Here is a 15,951-nt window from a genome sequence, read left to right as displayed (position 1 = left end):
CGCGGCGGCTCGGGGCGCCGAACCGCCGCGAAAGGTTCCACACCGATCAGGCAGGAATAGCCTCGGCCGCAGCCTCACGCTCCCAAACCCGATGCCCCTCGACCGCCTTGACAAAGGCATCCACCGCCTTCTGGTCATCGCCTGCCAACAAGCCCTTGTCCATCTTGAGGCCCAGCCCGTCGATCAACGACTTGCCTTCGGCAGCAGAAGCGATCGCCTTGAGGTGCTTGTAGGCTTCCAGCAGGAAATGCTTGGCCAACCCGCTGGCCGCCAGTGCATCCAGTGCCTTCTTGCCGCCCGGCACCACCACCCCATCGAACATGACCGAAGGCATCCCTTCCATCGAGGCATCCACCGCCAGCATCTGCCCGTCGGCCGTTTTCACCGGCGCCGAGGTCGGTCCCAACACCAAGATCCGCGCGCTGTGCGCCTCGAGCGCCTTGCGCCAGTGGTCGACGCTACCGCCATCCACGCCATCGGCCACCAGCACGGCAATCTTGCGACCCTTGATGCCGACATCGCCCAGGTGATTCATCTGGCTGAGCGCTGGCGATTGCTTCAACTGGCTACCCTTGACCTTGACGGTGCCGGCCTTGGGCGCCGGCAGGCCAAGGTTGGCCGCCACGGCTTCCGCCAGCTGGAGATCGATGTTGGCGAGAATTTCATTCACCTCACGGGCACGGATGTGCTCGCGTTCGACCTTGCCCAGCTCGAAGCTGTACGCCTTGACGATATGCTGCTGCTCAGTCTCGCTCATGCTCTCGAAGAACAGCCGGGCCTGGGAGAAGTGATCAGCGAACGACTCGCTGCGCTCACGGATCTTGTGCGCGTCGATACGCTCCTGATAGCTCTCGAAACCACCATCCTGGGGACCTGCCGGGGTCTCCTTGGGCCAGCCGCCGTCAATGGAGTTCGGCTCATAAGAGGCGCGCCCCTTATGCACGACGTGCTGATGCATCGCATCGCGCTGGTTGTTGTGATTGGGCGCTACGGGGCGATTGATCGGGATCTGGTGGAAGTTCGGGCCACCGAGACGACTGATCTGGGTGTCGGTGTAGGAGAACAACCGTCCCTGCAATAGCGGGTCGTTGGTGAAATCGATGCCCGGCACGATATGCCCAGGGCAGAAGGCCACCTGCTCGGTTTCGGCGAAGAAGTTGTCCGGGTTGCGGTTGAGCACCATCTTGCCCAGTGGCGTCACCGGTACCAGCTCCTCGGGAATGATCTTGGTCGGATCGAGCAGGTCGAAGTCGAACTTGTGTTCGTCCGCCTCCGGGACGATCTGCACGCCCAGCTCCCACTCCGGGTAGTCGCCGGTCTCGATGGCTTCCCAAAGGTCACGACGCTGGAAATCGGTGTCCTTGCCCGCCAACTTCTGTGCCTCGTCCCATAGAAGAGAGTGCACGCCCTGACGCGGCTTCCAGTGGAACTTGACGAAGTTGGCCACGCCTTCAGCGTTGATCAGGCGGAAGGTGTGGATGCCGAAGCCTTCCATCATCCGCAGGCTGCGGGGGATCGCTCGGTCGGACATGGCCCACATGACCATGTGCGCCGACTCCGGCACCAGCGAGACGAAATCCCAGAAAGTATCGTGGGCCGAGCCGCCGGTCGGCATCTCGTTATGCGGTTCAGGCTTCACCGCATGGACGAAGTCGGGGAACTTGATCGCATCCTGGATGAAGAACACCGGCATATTGTTGCCAACCAGGTCGAAATTGCCTTCATCGGTGTAGAACTTGACGGCGAATCCGCGCACATCGCGTACCGTGTCTCCCGATCCCCGCGGTCCCTGCACAGTGGAGAAACGCACGAATACCGGGGTGATTTTCTCAGGGTCCTGAAGGAAGCCCGCCTTGCTCAATTCGGCGTGGCAGCCGTAGCTCTGGAAATAGCCATGGGCCCCGGTGCCACGGGCGTGGACGATGCGCTCAGGAATACGCTCATGGTCGAAGTGGGTGATCTTCTCGCGCATGATGAAGTCTTCGAGCAACGATGGACCTCGAGCGCCAGCCTTGAGCGTGTTCTGGTTGTCGGCGATGCGCACGCCCTGGTTGGTGCGCAGGGCCTGGCCGGTGGGATCGCTGCGCACGTCCTCCAGGCTCTGCAGTTTGGCGTTGGTGTTGGCCCGGTCCGGGGTCTGGGTGCCGGCGGCTTCGCTGGTCCTGGGCGCGTCCGTTTTCTTGCTGGGCATGATCGGCTCTCCTCTTCAGTCTTCAGGCGTGCCCATTCGGGCTTGTCTTGTAGTGACTGAAGGGCTTCGCCGAGCGTTCAATCGGGTTTACCAGTTGTCGCGTTATGCCCGCAGAATTGGTGCATCACGAAATAAATGCTAAGAACAGCTAAGGGAAAACGCTAAAATGCGCGACCGACAGCTAACCGCTGACCCAAATTCCATGCGCCCCACAAGGTTCGCTACGTGATCGAGTTCCAACAAGTACATAAGACCTACCGCGTCGCCGGTAGGGAAATCCCCGCTCTCCATCCGACCAGCCTGACCATCGAAGATGGCCAGGTGTTCGGCCTGATCGGCCATTCCGGCGCCGGCAAGAGCACCATGCTGCGCCTGATCAACCGCCTGGAGGAGCCCTCCGGTGGCAAGATCATCATCGACGGCGAGGACGTCACGGCGTTCAACGCCGCCCAACTGCGCAGCCTGCGCCAGCAGGTCGGGATGATCTTCCAGCACTTCAACCTGCTGGCTTCCAAGACCGTTGCCGACAACGTGGCATTGCCGTTGACTCTGGCCGGCGAGCTGTCGCGCAGCGACATCGACAAGCGCGTCACCGAGTTGCTGGCCCGTGTCGGTCTGTCCGACCACGCCAGGAAGTACCCGGCGCAGCTGTCCGGCGGCCAGAAACAGCGCGTCGGCATTGCCCGCGCCCTGTCCACCAACCCGAAGATCCTGCTGTGCGACGAGGCCACCAGTGCCCTCGACCCGCAGACCACCGCTTCGGTGCTGCAACTGCTGGCCGAGATCAATCGTGAGCTGAAGCTGACCATCGTGCTGATCACCCATGAAATGGACGTGATTCGTCGGGTCTGCGACCGCGTGGCGGTGATGGATGCCGGCCAGATCGTCGAGCAGGGCTCGGTGGCCGAGGTGTTCCTGCACCCCCAGCACCCGACCACCAAACGCTTCGTGCAGGAAGACGAGCAGGTCGACGAGGGCGAACAGCGTGATGACTTCGCCCATGTACCGGGCCGCATCGTGCGCCTGACCTTCCAGGGTGATGCGACCTACGCGCCACTGCTGGGCACCGTCGCCCGTGAGACCGGCGTGGACTACAGCATCCTTGCCGGGCGCATCGATCGCATCAAGGACGTGCCCTATGGGCAGCTGACCCTGGCCGTCACCGGCGGCGACATGGAGGCGGCCTTCGCCCGCTTCACGGCAGCTGACGTACATATGGAGGTACTGCGTTGATGGACGCCCTGAATTTCTTCGCCAACGTTGACTGGGCCGAAATCTGGCTGGCCACCGTCGATACCCTGATCATGCTGTTCGGCTCGCTGTTCTTCACCGTGCTGCTGGGCCTGCCGCTGGGCGTGCTGCTGTTCCTCTGCGGCCCTCGGCAGATGTTCGAGCAGAAGGGCGTGTATGCGTTGCTGTCGCTGGTGGTCAACATCCTGCGTTCGCTGCCGTTCATCATCCTGCTGATCGTGATGATCCCGGTCACCGTACTGATCACCGGCACCTCCCTGGGCGTCGCCGGCGCCATTCCACCCTTGGTGGTGGGGGCCACGCCGTTCTTCGCTCGCCTGGTCGAGACCGCCCTGCGGGAAGTGGACCGCGGCATCATCGAAGCGACCCAGTCGATGGGCGCCACCACTCGCCAGATCATCACCAACGCACTGCTGCCGGAAGCTCGCCCAGGCATCTTCGCGGCCATCACCGTCACCGCCATCACCCTGGTGTCTTACACTGCCATGGCCGGCGTGGTCGGTGCCGGTGGCCTCGGCGACCTGGCGATCCGCTTTGGCTACCAGCGCTTCCAGACCGACGTGATGATCGTCACCGTGGTGTTGTTGCTGATCCTGGTTCAAGTCCTGCAAAGCGTGGGCGACAAACTGGTCGTGCATTTTTCCCGTAAATAACCCCAATGGGGTCGGCCCGGCCGGCCCGCTCGGGGGCCGTCGCGGCCCTCACAAGGAGTGATCAATGAAGAAGCTGCTTGCTGTCGTCGCCGCTGTCGCGGCCTTCTCGGCCCACGCCGAAACCCTGACCGTCGCCGCCACACCGGTACCCCACGCCGAGATCCTCAACTTCGTCAAACCGCAGCTTGAAAAACAAGGCGTGGAGCTGAAGGTCAAGGAATTCACCGACTACATCCAACCCAACGTACAGGTGGCCGAGAAGCGCCTGGATGCCAACTTCTTCCAGCACCAGCCATACCTGGATGAATTCAACAAGGCCAAGGGCACCGACCTGGTGAGCGTGGTCGGCGTGCACCTGGAGCCGCTGGGTGCCTACTCCAGCCAGCACAAGAAGCTCGACGAGTTGCCGGACGGTGCCACCGTGGTCATCCCCAACGACGCGACCAACGGCGGCCGTGCCTTGTTGCTCCTGGACAAGGCAGGTCTGATCACTCTCAAGGACAACAAGAACATCCTGTCCACCGTGAAAGACATCACCGGCAACGACAAGAAGCTCAAGTTCCGCGAGCTGGAAGCCGCGACCATCCCGCGTGTATTGACCCAGGTCGACCTGGCGCTGATCAACACCAACTACGCGCTGGAAGCCAAGCTGAATCCAGAGAAAGACGCCCTGGTCATCGAGGGTAGCGACTCGCCATACGTCAACATCCTGGTGGCGCGTCCGGACAACATCAACTCCGATGCCATGAACAAGCTCAAGGCAGCGCTGCACTCGCCCGAGTTGAAGCAATTCATCCAGGATAAGTACAAAGGCGCAGTGGTACCGAGCTTCTGAGCCGCTAGCTATCGCTGACTTCATCGCCGGCAAGCCGGCGATGAATCCACTCCTCCTATCGGGCGTCGCCCACCGACTCTCCTTCCAACGCCTGCAGCGCCTGCCGTGCGTGACCGCCCTCCAGGTAGCGCCCCACCAGCAACGACAGCTCGCCACCACTCAGCGCCTTGCCGTCCACGCTCCAACGCCCCAGGGCCAACGTGACCCGCCGGGTCCGCGCATCGAACGTGGCATCGGGCTCCCAGAACCTGCGCTTGTGGAACACCGGCAAGGGTGCATCCTCGGCCAGCTGCAACACCACCGCCAAGCCAGGCGAAACCTTGATCATGTATTGATCGAAGCAATGCAGCGGGATCGCTTGCGGGGCATTGGCGAAGCGTACCGTGTCTCGGGTCAGGATCAGCGCGGGAATGGCAGCACGCTTGACGAAGCGCCAGCCGAACACGCCGAGCATCACCCCGGTTGCGGCGATGCCCACTGCCAGCACCCGGAAGAAGGTGATCAGCCCGGGCTTTGCACCGTGCACATTCACCCCCAGCACCAACCACAGCGCCGCGATCATGCAGCCTACCGCCACGACCAGCAGAAACCGTCCGCGCAGCTGTGCGCCTTCATGGACGATGCTTTCGCTCGGCACCGCCTGGGCACGCTCCTCCAACTCGCGACGCATTTCCTCGCGCTGACGCGACAGGTAGCCGCCGAGCGCCGACGTCAGTTGTCGCGACAGCACTGACACCTCGGGCACGTCCTCGGCCAGGCGGGCCAGGGCCTGGTCCACCGACACCGGGCGCAACGCCTGACCATGGCGCGCATCCTCGACCGACATGCCAAGCGCCTGGATGCGCTGCAGGGTCGGCGGATGGGTATCGGTCGGGTGGGGCAGTTGCTCCGCCAGTTCGTTGTCTGGCAACACGACCGGTTGCTGCGCCAGATGGGCCAGCACAGCACCCAACAGGTCCTGCGGCCACTGTTCCGGCTGGCTGCACAAGTGCGCGTGGTGCTGATCGATCAGCGGCTCCAGCGCGCCGATGCGCACCAGCGAATCCACCACTGCCTGCGGCCCGCCAATCCGTGCGCCCGCGGCATCGGCCAGCAGTTCGCGTTCGCGGCTCCAGTGGCTCACGGCATGGTCGAACCGCTGCATCGAATATACCGCCAGGGCGAAGGCCGGCAGGGTCAGCAAGCCCCGTAGAAAGCCTGCCTCCATATGCTCGCCGAGCACCCCGATGCTGCGCCATACCCCTTGGTAGATGGGAGCGAAACGCATGCTGTAGGCGGTGTCCTCGCCTGAGAAATGCGCCAGTTCATGGGCGATCACCGCATCGCTTTCGCTGCGGCTGAGTACCGCCAGCAACGGCAGCGGCAGGTACAGCGTACGCCCGTGCAGGCGACGTTCGTCAGGCTGCAGCAAGACCTCCGCGGAGGTCACGTAAAAACCTTCGAGGCAGCCGACCACGATGTTGTCCGGCTCCAGCGCATCGAGCCGCTGCGCCAACGACCGCACCCTGGCCCACAGGGCAGGCGCCTGTTGCTCGGTCAGCGGCGTGCCGAAGATGTCATGGGGTTCGGGGTTGAACAGTTGCAGCATGCTTTTCAGATGGCCAGGCAACCGGTACAGCGGCCAGAGCATGGCCAGGATCAGGAACCCTACCAGCAGTTGCAGCTTGAGCACTCCGGCCGAGGTCTGTTTGAGCGCGAACAACCACAGCGCCTCATAAGCGATTTCCAGCACAGCGGTCAGGGTCAGCAGTACCATCAGCGCGGCCAACACCAGCGGCAACAGCTGCCGCACCCGGTGGAACAAGCGCACCAGCCGATCCCTTGAGGCCAGCGCCGCCCTGCCGGCCCAGCGCAGCGTCAGCAAAGCGCTTACGCCAAGCAGCACCAGCAGGGCTGCCAGAGGCAGTGCGCCGTGGGCCAGCACGGTGCCGATGCGCGCAAAGGTCAGCTCACGCTCCACCTCATTGAGGCTCAGCACCGCCAGACTATTGGCCAGGTAGGGGTTCACCGAGCGACCATTGAACTGCACATCGCGGTGATCGCGGTCGCGCTGCATGCGCTCGACCTCGGCTATGAACCCATGCAACTGGCCGCGATCCTCCAGCAACAAGGTGCGGTGTTCATCGGCACGCTGACCTTGCCAGACGGCCAGGGCCAGCAACAGCAGCGGCAGTACCACCAGCCGCCAACCAAGAATGCGCGTATCGCGCGACGTCATATCAGGCTCTCCATGCCAATGCTTCGGTCGGTCATCCTAACCGACACGCAAGTGGAACCAAAGCCGCGGTCAGGTTCAGTCGCGCTTGACCAGTCCCGGCAACTGCGCCACCAGCTTCTGGTTGTTGAACGGCGCACGGATGAAGCCACGCTGACGCCCATCGGGGCCGACGATCGCCAGGTTGCCGCTGTGGTCAACCGTGTAGCCTGGCTTGCTGGTATCAGCCGGAATGAAAGGAATGCTCAAGGCATTGGCGAGCTTCTGGGTATCCTCGATCGATCCCGCCAGGCCGACGAAGTCCTTGTCGAAGTAGCCCAGGTACTGCTTGAGCTGGTTGGGCGTGTCGCGATTGGGGTCGACGCTCACCAGCACCACCTGCAGGCGGTCCACGGCTTCCTTGGGCAATTCGCTCTTGACCTGACGCAACTGGGCCAGGGTAGTGGGGCAGATGTCCGGGCAGTAGGTGTAGCCGAAGAACAGCAACGACCACTTGCCCTTGAGGTCGTCCAGCTGCACCGGCTGGCCGTTCTGGTCGGTCATGGTCACATCGGCCACCGCACGGCTCTGGGGCAGCAGAATGATGCCGGCATCGATCAGTTCGGCGGGGTTCGGCTGGCTGCGTTCGTTGAGCACCTTGTTGACGGTCAGGCCGATGATCAGCGCGACCAGGGCAACGAGGATGAAGACGGTTTTCTGGGTTCGGGTCATAGGCTCAGCAACAGGTAGTGATCAACGAGCAACGCGGTGAACAGCGCGAACAGGTAGCCGATAGAGTACTTGAAGGTGCCGATCGCCGCATGCGGCCGGCTGCCACGGTACAACACCCAGGCCCAGTGCAGGAAGCGCAGGCCCAAAGCCAAGGCACAGACCAGGTACACCGGCCCACTCATGTGAATGACGTACGGCAGCAGGCTCACGGCCAGCAATATCAGGCTGTACAGCAAGATGTGCAGCTTGGTGTAGGCCTCGCCATGGGTGACCGGCAGCATCGGAATATCGACCTTGGCATATTCCTCCTTGCGGTGGATGGCCAAGGCCCAGAAGTGCGGGGGCGTCCAGGCGAAAATGATCAGTACCAACAGCAGTGGCTCAGCGCTGACCTGGCCACTGACCGCTACCCAGCCCAACAGCGGCGGGGCTGCGCCGGCCAGTCCACCGATGACGATGTTCTGTGGCGTGGCCCGCTTGAGATAGCCGGTGTAGAGCAGCGCATAGCCGAGCAGGGAAGCCAGGGTAAGCCAGGCGGTGAGGGCATTGGTGAACACCAGCAGCAAGGCCATGCCGAGCAGCGCCAAAGCCAGGGCGAACAACAACGCCGGCAGCGGCTCGACCCGGCCCTGGGCCAGCGGACGCTTGTCGGTGCGCGCCATCAGCGCATCGATCCGCCGATCCAGGATATGGTTGACCGCCGCTGCACCGCCGGCACACAGGGCGATGCCCAGGTTGCCGAACAGCAATATGCTCCAGTTCACTTCGACACGACTGGCCAGCAACATGCCGACCAGTGAAGTGATCAGCATCAGCACCACCACCTTGGGCTTGGTCAGCTCCAGATAGTCGCGCCACCCTGCTCGCCGGGCGTTTAGAAGCGTCGCCATGTATCGTTTCTCATGGGTTGGGCCACACCAATACCGGCTACCGGCGTCAGCCGCCAACCATGGCCGACACGCACCTTGTCGGCCACGCGAATGCGGTAGTTCACCAGCACCATGCACAGCAACAACAATGCGCCCCCTGCGTTGTGCGCCACGGCTACCGCCAGTGGCAGGTGCAATACGACGTTGCTGATGCCCAGACCCACCTGCAGCGCCAGCGCCAGCAAGACACAGCGGGCCAGGCCGGCCAGGCCACAGCGATACAGCTTCCAGCTCAGCGTCAGCAGTACCACGGTCACCAGCACAGCGCCCAGGCGGTGGCTGATGTGGATAGCGGTACGCGCATCGCTGTCCAGTTGCCCGCCGAGGTAATTGGGGCCGACGTGCTGGGTCAGATGAAAGCCGTTGCTGAAGTCTACCGCCGGCCACCACTGGCCGTGGCAGGTGGGCAAGTCGATGCAGGCGACCGCTGCGTAATTGGCGCTGACCCAACCGCCCAGGGCGATCTGGCCGATCACCACCAGCAACGCCAGCGCGGCCACCCGACGCAAACTCAGCGGCAGCTTCGGCAAGGGCGCGAAGGCCCGGGACAAGCGCAGCGACAAGAGGAACAGCAAGCTCAAGGTGGTGAAGCCGCCCAACAGATGGGCAGTGACCACCTGCGGCCACAGTTTCAACGTCACCGTCCACATGCCAAAGGCCGCCTGGGCCAGCACCACGCCCAGCAACAGCAGCGGTAGGCGATAGGGCTGCCCGTCGCGGGCATGGCGACGCACCGCCTGCAGGGCCAGGCCGGCGATGACCAGGGCCAGGGTCCCGGCGAAATAGCGGTGGACCATCTCCGCCCAGCCCTTGGCCGCTTCCACCGGATGATCGGGAAAGTGCAGCTCGGCGTGGGCCAACTGCGCTTCGCCCTTGGGCACGCCGATGAAGCCATAGCAACCCGGCCAGTCGGGGCAGCCAAGGCCGGCATGGGTCAGTCGGGTATAGGCACCGAGCAGGACGACCAGCAGTGCCAGCAAGGTGGCGAACACAGCGAGGCGAAATCCGGGTCTGGCCATGGCAGGCTCCTAGCCGATGTTGGACAGCTTGAGCAGATGGCGCAGGTCATCGAGCACATGCTTACCGTTGACCTTGCCGTCGTAGCGCAGCACCAGGTTGCCGTGCGGGTCGACGATCCACAGTTGCGGGCCCGCATCGCCGACCTTTTGCAGGTAGTGCGAGGCATCCAGGGAATACCGCTGCAGTTGCGGGTATTCGCGGCCGAGCACTGCCTGGTAGGCAGCGTCCAACGGCTGAGCCGCCGCCAGGGCATGGCTGGCACGGCTGGCGTCGCGACCTAGTCCGACTTGTATCTGCCGCGCCAGGTAGACCAAGCGCTGGCAATCCTCGGCGCAGGCCTGCGGCGCGCTGACCAGCAATTGCCAGCGTGAGTCCTCGCCGGCAATGCCGATATCCGCACGGGTCTGGCCAGTGCCGATCATCGCGCCGTGGTAGCTGCGCCCTTCCGGGACCCAGAACTTGAGCTTGTACATGCAAGTGGCCAGGACCATCGGCCCGAGCACTACCAAGAGAATCAGAATAAGCTGCAAACGCCCGCGGGCTCTGGGTTTGCTGCGTTCAGGCAGGTCCAGCGGAGTGGCGGCGGCCATGGGCTTTCTCCTTCTTGTGATGCCAGCCGAAGTAGAGGTAGAGCAGTACCAGGGCGCTGGCCAAGGCAAACCACTGCACGGCGTATCCCTGGTGTTTTTCCGGCCCCATGGCCACTACCGGCCAATCCAGGCGATAGCTGGCCGGACCCGGTTCCAGACGCAACTCATGGTTAAAGCCCTCACGCCCCAGCTGTTGCCACAGTTGCTGCGGGTCGACGGCCGTCAGCAGGTGCGGCCACTGGCCGTCGACCGGGTCTGGGTGCAGTTGGAAGGTGGAACCGGGCGCCACGTACACCGAGGCCTCCAGCGCCAATGGCGAATCCGGGGTAGTGAAGCGCACCGGTGCGCGGCGGTCGGGCCAGGGCAGCCAGCCACGATTCACCAGCAGCCACAGGCCGTTGGCCTGGTCATGGAATGGCTGCAACAGCTCGACACCGGCCTGGCCATCACGCATGCGGTTGTCCAGCAACAAGCTGTGTTCGGCATCGAACCGGCCATACAGGTGCACCCGGCGATAGGCATTGTCCTCATCCTGCTGCAGTTGGCCTGTGGCCACGGGGGCTTCGAGCTGCCGCTCGGCGTAGGAGGCCAGCAAGGCACGCTTTTCCTCAGCCCGACCGAGCTGCCAGCAGCCTAGGGCGATCAGGCCCGGCAGCAGCGCGAGCACGACCAGGGTGGGGATCCAGCCCGGACGAAACGGCCTCATCGGAGTCTCGCCCGGTCGATCGCTATACTTATCCACATCACCGCATCCCCCTGGAGAAGCGCCATGCTCAAGGCCGCGATTGTCCTGATGCTGTTGGCCACGATTGCCAGCCTGTTCAGTGGCCTGGTGTTCCTGGTCAAGGACGACGACCACTCTACCCGGCTGCTCAAGGCCCTGACCGTGCGTGTGGCCCTGGCCGCCGTAACCATCGGCCTGGTGGCCTGGGGCTTCATCAGCGGTCAGTTGGTGTCACACGCCCCGTTCTGAGGCGCTAAAGCACATACACGAAGATGAACAACCCCACCCACACCACATCGACAAAGTGCCAGTACCAGCTGGCCGCCTCGAAGCCGAAGTGCTTGTCGGGGTTGAAGTGTCCGCGCAGGATGCGCACGAACATGACGAACAGGATGATCGTGCCCAGGGTCACATGGGCCCCATGGAAGCCGGTGAGCATGAAGAAGGTCGCACCGTAGATCCCCGAGCCTAGCGTCAGCCCCAGCTTGGTGTACGCCTCGTGGTATTCGTAGGCCTGCAGGGCGATGAAGCTGGCACCCAGGACGATAGTCAGCCCCAACCACAGCTTCAGCGCGCCACGGTGATCGCGGCGCAAGGCGTGGTGGGCGATGGTGATGGTGACGCTGGAGCTCACCAGCAAGATGGTGTTGATCAGCGGCAGGTGCCAGGGATCGATCACTTCCTTGGGCGGCGGGAACAACGTCGGGTCGGGGGTGTGCAGCAGCGGCCAGGCGAACTCGAAGCTCGGCCATAGCATATGAGCGATGCCCTTGTGCCCCTCGCCACCCAACCAGGGCCCGGCGAGCACCCGCACATAGAACAGCGCGCCGAAGAAGGCCAGGAAGAACATCACCTCGGAAAAGATGAACCAGCTCATGCCCCAGCGGAACGAGCGGTCGAGCTGCGGACTGTACAGCCCGGCGCGGCTTTCCTTGACCACCGCGCCGAACCAGCCGAACAGCATGTAGGCCAGGAACACCGCACCGATGAAGAAGATCAACGGCCCATGGGAGTCCGCGTGGCCGGCCTTGAGGTCGTTGAACCAGGTACCCAGGCCGAACACCGTGATGAACATGCCCAGGGTGGCGATGATCGGCCACTTGCTCTGCGCCGGCACGTAGTAGTGATCATGACTTGCCATTGCTGTTCTCCTTCCCTCAGCGGGCGCCCTGGGCGTTGGCTGCCGTGGCGTGGGCCACCGGCGGATGACGCGCAGTGATGTCGAACAAGGTGTAAGCCAGTGTCAGGTGCTTCACGTTGGCCGGTAGATCGCGGTCGACGATGAAGCGCACCGGCATCTCGATGCGTTCGCCGGGCTGCAGCACCTGCTGGGTAAAGCAGAAGCACTCGGTCTTGTGGAAATACGCCGCCGCCTCGGCAGGGGTGATGCTCGGGATGGCTTGCGCGCTCATCGGCCGGTCGGTGGGGTTGTGGGCGATGAAGATCATCTGGTTGACCGCGCCCGGGTTGACCTCGAGCTGGTCGGCGGTGGAATAGAAATCCCAGACCATGTCGCTGGCATTGGTCGACATGAACTGCACGCGCACCGAGCGGGACGAGTCGCTGACCTGGCTGCCTTCGTACTGCCCACCGGTCTTGCCGTTGATGCCGAAGGCTTTGCACATCACGTCATAGATCGGCACCAGGGCGAAGCCGAAGGCGAACATCACCACCGTCAGCATCAGCAGGCGCAGGACCAGGCGTTTGATCGGCAAGCCGGACATGGCGGTTTCCTATTTGACTTCCGGGGGTGTCTGGAAGGTGTGATAGGGCGCAGGCGAAGGAATGGTCCACTCCAGGCCTTCGGCGCCATCCCATGGCTTGGCCGGGGCCGGTGCGCCGCCGCGAATGCACTTGATAACGATGAACAGGAAGAAGATCTGCGTGGCACCGAACAGGAAGGCTCCGATCGACGACACCATGTTGAAGTCGGCGAACTGCAGGTTGTAGTCGGGGATCCGCCTCGGCATGCCGGCCAGGCCGACGAAGTGCATGGGGAAGAAGGCCATGTTCATGCCGATGAACGAGAGCCAGAAGTGCAACTTGCCCAGGGTTTCGTCGTACATGTGGCCGGTCCATTTCGGCAACCAGTAGTAAGCGGAGGCAAAGATGCCGAAGATCGCGCCAGGCACCAGCACGTAGTGGAAATGCGCCACCACGAAGTAGGTATCGTGGTACTGGAAGTCGGCCGGAGCAATGGCCAGCATCAGCCCGGAAAAGCCGCCGATGGTGAACAGGATGACGAAGGCGATGGCGAACAGCATCGGCGTCTCGAAGGTGAGCGAGCCTTCCCACATGGTGCTCACCCAGTTGAATACCTTCACCCCGGTGGGAACGGCGATAAGCATGGTGGCGTACATGAAGAACAGTTCGCCGACCACAGGGATCCCGACCACGAACATATGGTGCGCCCAGACGATGAACGACAGGAAGGCGATCGCCCCCGTGGCATAGACCATCGAGGTGTAGCCGAACAGCGGTTTGCGCGAGAACGCCGGAATGATCGAGCTGACCGCGCCGAACGCCGGCAGGATCATGATGTACACCTCGGGATGGCCGAAGAACCAGAACACGTGCTGGAACAGTACCGGGTCGCCACCGCCGGCGGCGCTGAAGAAGCTGGTGCCGAAGTGAATGTCCATCAGCATCATCGTCACCACACCGGCCAGCACCGGCATCACCGCTATCAGCAGGAAGGCAGTGATAAGCCAGGTCCAGACGAACAGCGGCATCTTCATCAGGGTCATTCCCGGCGCCCGCAAGTTGAGGATGGTGGCGATCACGTTGATCGCGCCCATGATCGAGCTGATACCCATCAAGTGAATGGCGAAGATGAAGAAGGTCACGCTGGCCGGTGCATAGGTGGTCGACAGCGGTGCATAGAAGGTCCAGCCGAAGTTCGGCCCACCCCCAGGGCTGAACAGGGTCGACACCAGCAACAGGAACGCCGCCGGCAGCAGCCAGAAGCTGAAGTTGTTCATCCGCGGCAGGGCCATGTCGGGGGCGCCGATCATCAGTGGGATCATCCAGTTGGCCAGGCCGACGAAGGCCGGCATCACTGCGCCGAACACCATGATCAGCCCGTGCATGGTGGTCATCTGGTTGAAGAAGGCAGGCTCGACGATCTGCAGGCCGGGTTGGAACAGCTCGGCACGGATCACCATGGCGAACGAGCCGCCCAGCAGGAACATGGTGAAGCTGAACCACAGGTACATCGTGCCGATGTCCTTGTGGTTGGTGGTCAGCACCCAGCGCATCAGGCCCTTGGCCGGGCCATGGGCGTGCTCATGGCCGTGGGCGTGGTCGTCGATCACTGCACTCATGTCCTGTCTCCTGCAATCCGTTGATTGCCGCGAGTAACCCGCTTCATTTCGCTTCGGCCTGTTTGAGCGCGAGCACGTCCTTCGGCGTGACCATGTCGCCCTTGTCGTTGCCCCAGGCGTTGCGCTCGTAGGTGACCACCGCGGCGATGTCGACTTCCGAGAGCTGCTTGCCGAAGGCCGCCATCGCCGTGCCCGGGCGACCATGGAAGACCACGCTCAGGTGCTCCTCCTTGGGCCCGGTGGCGACTTTCGAGCCCTTGAGCGCCGGGAACATCGGCGGCAAGCCCTGGCCTTCGGCCTGGTGGCAAGCGACACAGGTGGTGTGATAGACCTTATCCCCGCGCGCGACCAGTTCCTCGAGTGTCCATTCCTTGCTGGTCAGCTCCTTGAGCTGAGCGGCCTCGGCCTTGCGTTCGGCGAGCCAGGTGTCGTAGTCGGCCTTGGACTTGACCTCGACCACCACCGGCATGAAGCCATGGTCCTTGCCACACAGCTCGGTGCACTGACCACGGTAGATGCCCGGCTTCTCGATGCGCGTCCAGGCCTCGTTGACGAAGCCTGGGATGGCGTCACGCTTGACCGCGAAGGCCGGCACCCACCAGGAGTGGATGACATCCGCCGCAGTCACCAGAAACCTCACCTTGGCGCCCACCGGCAGCACCAGCGGTTGGTCGACCTCCAGCAGGTAGTGCTCGTCCTTGGGTGTCTGGTTGTGGATCTGCTCGGCGGGGGTGGCCAGGTTGCTGAAGAACTCCACGTCCTGACCCAGGTACTTGTAGTGCCACTTCCACTGATAGCCGGTGACCTGGATATCGATGTCCGAGTCGCTGGCATCGTAAATGTCGATCAGGGTCTTGGTGGCGGGGATCGCCATGGCTACGAGGATCAGGAAAGGTACGACGGTCCAAAGGATCTCGACCCAGGTGTGCTCATGGAAGTGCGCAGCCTGCTGGCCGGTGGAGCGACGGTGCAGCACCATCGACCAGAACATCGCACCGAACACCACGATGCCGATGATCACGCAGATCCAGAAAATGGTCATGTGCAGGTCGAAGACGGCGTTGGAGACTTCCGTGGCCCCAGGCGCCATGTTCACGGTCCAGGCGGCGTTGGCCTGGTCGAAAACCGTCCACAACAGGAGGCCCATCCAGACATGTGGATGTCGCATCATTGCGGGTTCCCCTTATCGTTCTTGTTGTCCCGGAGGCGTGGCCTGCGGCAAGGGGGGGACGGCGGTCAAGACTGCCTGGCTTCGACGACCGAGCCCCTGCATAAAGCAGTCGGGCCTCATCAACGAATCACGTTCAACCGGAGTATAGCCAGGGACCCCTGCGTCGCAATGACGGGGATGAAATGATCTTCACGCAATTGAGAATTTCAGGAAGAACGCCGAGATAGAGCGGTTATGGCAAAATAATAGCAACTCTTTATGCTCAGAAGCGCACACGTTTGCGCAGGTTATAACAAATAGGTCTTAGGTATGCTGTATACCGAGCTAATTTAGTGTCT

Annotated in this window: 15 protein-coding genes; 4 read left to right on the top strand and 11 right to left on the bottom strand. The window is 62.9% G+C overall.

Going from position 1 to position 15,951, the window contains the following annotated elements:
- Window positions 1–46 precede the first annotated feature (46 nt).
- Window positions 47–2,191 carry a catalase HPII gene (katE, locus tag E2H86_RS06255; RefSeq protein ID WP_133325796.1) on the bottom strand — a complete coding sequence of 715 codons (2,145 nt, stop codon included), beginning with the start codon at window positions 2,189–2,191 and terminating at the stop codon, window positions 47–49.
- A gap of 225 nt (window positions 2,192–2,416) precedes the next feature.
- Here katE and E2H86_RS06250 point away from each other — a divergent pair, with 225 nt between their 5' ends.
- The 3 genes from E2H86_RS06250 to E2H86_RS06240 all read left to right on the top strand — a co-directional run bounded on the left by E2H86_RS06250 (window position 2,417) and on the right by E2H86_RS06240 (window position 4,930).
- Window positions 2,417–3,424 (top strand): methionine ABC transporter ATP-binding protein, encoded by a 1,008-nt coding sequence (locus E2H86_RS06250; RefSeq protein ID WP_133325794.1) that lies wholly within the window; start codon window positions 2,417–2,419, stop codon window positions 3,422–3,424.
- The gene (locus E2H86_RS06245) at window positions 3,424–4,095 is read left to right on the top strand and encodes a methionine ABC transporter permease (RefSeq protein WP_133325792.1); all 672 of its coding nucleotides are present in this window, start codon (window positions 3,424–3,426) and stop codon (window positions 4,093–4,095) included. Before E2H86_RS06250 ends, E2H86_RS06245 begins: the two co-directional genes overlap by 1 nt.
- Window positions 4,096–4,159: 64 nt before the next feature.
- Window positions 4,160–4,930 carry a MetQ/NlpA family ABC transporter substrate-binding protein gene (locus E2H86_RS06240; RefSeq protein ID WP_133325790.1) on the top strand — a complete coding sequence of 257 codons (771 nt, stop codon included), beginning with the start codon at window positions 4,160–4,162 and terminating at the stop codon, window positions 4,928–4,930.
- 55 nt (window positions 4,931–4,985) lie between these two features.
- On the opposite strand, the gene E2H86_RS06235 is transcribed toward E2H86_RS06240, so the two are convergent.
- From E2H86_RS06235 to E2H86_RS06210, 6 genes are all read right to left on the bottom strand, one after another.
- The gene (locus E2H86_RS06235) at window positions 4,986–7,148 is read right to left on the bottom strand and encodes a M48 family metallopeptidase (protein ID WP_133325788.1); all 2,163 of its coding nucleotides are present in this window, start codon (window positions 7,146–7,148) and stop codon (window positions 4,986–4,988) included.
- Window positions 7,149–7,223: 75 nt separating this feature from the next.
- Window positions 7,224–7,856, bottom strand: a complete 633-nt coding sequence (locus tag E2H86_RS06230) for an SCO family protein (RefSeq protein ID WP_133325786.1) — start codon at window positions 7,854–7,856, stop codon at window positions 7,224–7,226.
- A complete protein-coding gene (cyoE, locus tag E2H86_RS06225; protein ID WP_133325784.1) occupies window positions 7,853–8,746 on the bottom strand; it encodes a heme o synthase in 894 nt (297 codons plus the stop codon). The genes E2H86_RS06230 and cyoE overlap by 4 nt, the downstream gene beginning before the upstream one ends.
- Window positions 8,731–9,804 (bottom strand): COX15/CtaA family protein, encoded by a 1,074-nt coding sequence (locus E2H86_RS06220; protein WP_133325782.1) that lies wholly within the window; start codon window positions 9,802–9,804, stop codon window positions 8,731–8,733. Before E2H86_RS06220 ends, cyoE begins: the two co-directional genes overlap by 16 nt.
- A gap of 9 nt (window positions 9,805–9,813) precedes the next feature.
- On the bottom strand, window positions 9,814–10,395 hold the full coding sequence (locus E2H86_RS06215) for a hypothetical protein (RefSeq protein ID WP_133325780.1): 582 nt from the start codon (window positions 10,393–10,395) through the stop codon (window positions 9,814–9,816).
- The gene (locus E2H86_RS06210) at window positions 10,364–11,101 is read right to left on the bottom strand and encodes an SURF1 family protein (RefSeq protein ID WP_133325778.1); all 738 of its coding nucleotides are present in this window, start codon (window positions 11,099–11,101) and stop codon (window positions 10,364–10,366) included. The genes E2H86_RS06215 and E2H86_RS06210 overlap by 32 nt, the downstream gene beginning before the upstream one ends.
- A gap of 63 nt (window positions 11,102–11,164) precedes the next feature.
- On the opposite strand from E2H86_RS06210, the gene E2H86_RS06205 reads away from it, so the two are divergent.
- The gene (locus E2H86_RS06205) at window positions 11,165–11,368 is read left to right on the top strand and encodes a twin transmembrane helix small protein (protein ID WP_133325776.1); all 204 of its coding nucleotides are present in this window, start codon (window positions 11,165–11,167) and stop codon (window positions 11,366–11,368) included.
- 4 nt (window positions 11,369–11,372) lie between these two features.
- Here the strand turns inward: E2H86_RS06205 and E2H86_RS06200 are convergent, their stop codons facing one another.
- From E2H86_RS06200 to coxB, 4 genes are read right to left on the bottom strand one after another with little or no spacing between them, the layout of a single operon-like run.
- Entirely contained in the window at window positions 11,373–12,260 is an 888-nt protein-coding gene (locus tag E2H86_RS06200; protein WP_133325775.1) for a cytochrome c oxidase subunit 3, read from the bottom strand.
- Between the two features lie 16 nt (window positions 12,261–12,276).
- Complete coding sequence (locus tag E2H86_RS06195) at window positions 12,277–12,843, bottom strand: cytochrome c oxidase assembly protein (protein WP_133325773.1); 567 nt, start codon at window positions 12,841–12,843, stop codon at window positions 12,277–12,279.
- Between the two features lie 9 nt (window positions 12,844–12,852).
- Complete coding sequence (gene ctaD / locus E2H86_RS06190; RefSeq protein WP_133325771.1) at window positions 12,853–14,442, bottom strand: cytochrome c oxidase subunit I; 1,590 nt, start codon at window positions 14,440–14,442, stop codon at window positions 12,853–12,855.
- 43 nt (window positions 14,443–14,485) lie between these two features.
- Window positions 14,486–15,613 carry a cytochrome c oxidase subunit II gene (gene coxB, locus E2H86_RS06185; protein WP_133325769.1) on the bottom strand — a complete coding sequence of 376 codons (1,128 nt, stop codon included), beginning with the start codon at window positions 15,611–15,613 and terminating at the stop codon, window positions 14,486–14,488.
- Window positions 15,614–15,951: the final 338 nt, after the last annotated feature.

This window comes from Pseudomonas putida, from assembly GCF_004357765.1.
In the GTDB taxonomy this organism is placed as follows: domain Bacteria; phylum Pseudomonadota; class Gammaproteobacteria; order Pseudomonadales; family Pseudomonadaceae; genus Aquipseudomonas; species Aquipseudomonas putida_U.
Note: the sequence above shows the minus strand (reverse complement) of the source record. Positions and strands in the feature narration are given on the sequence as shown.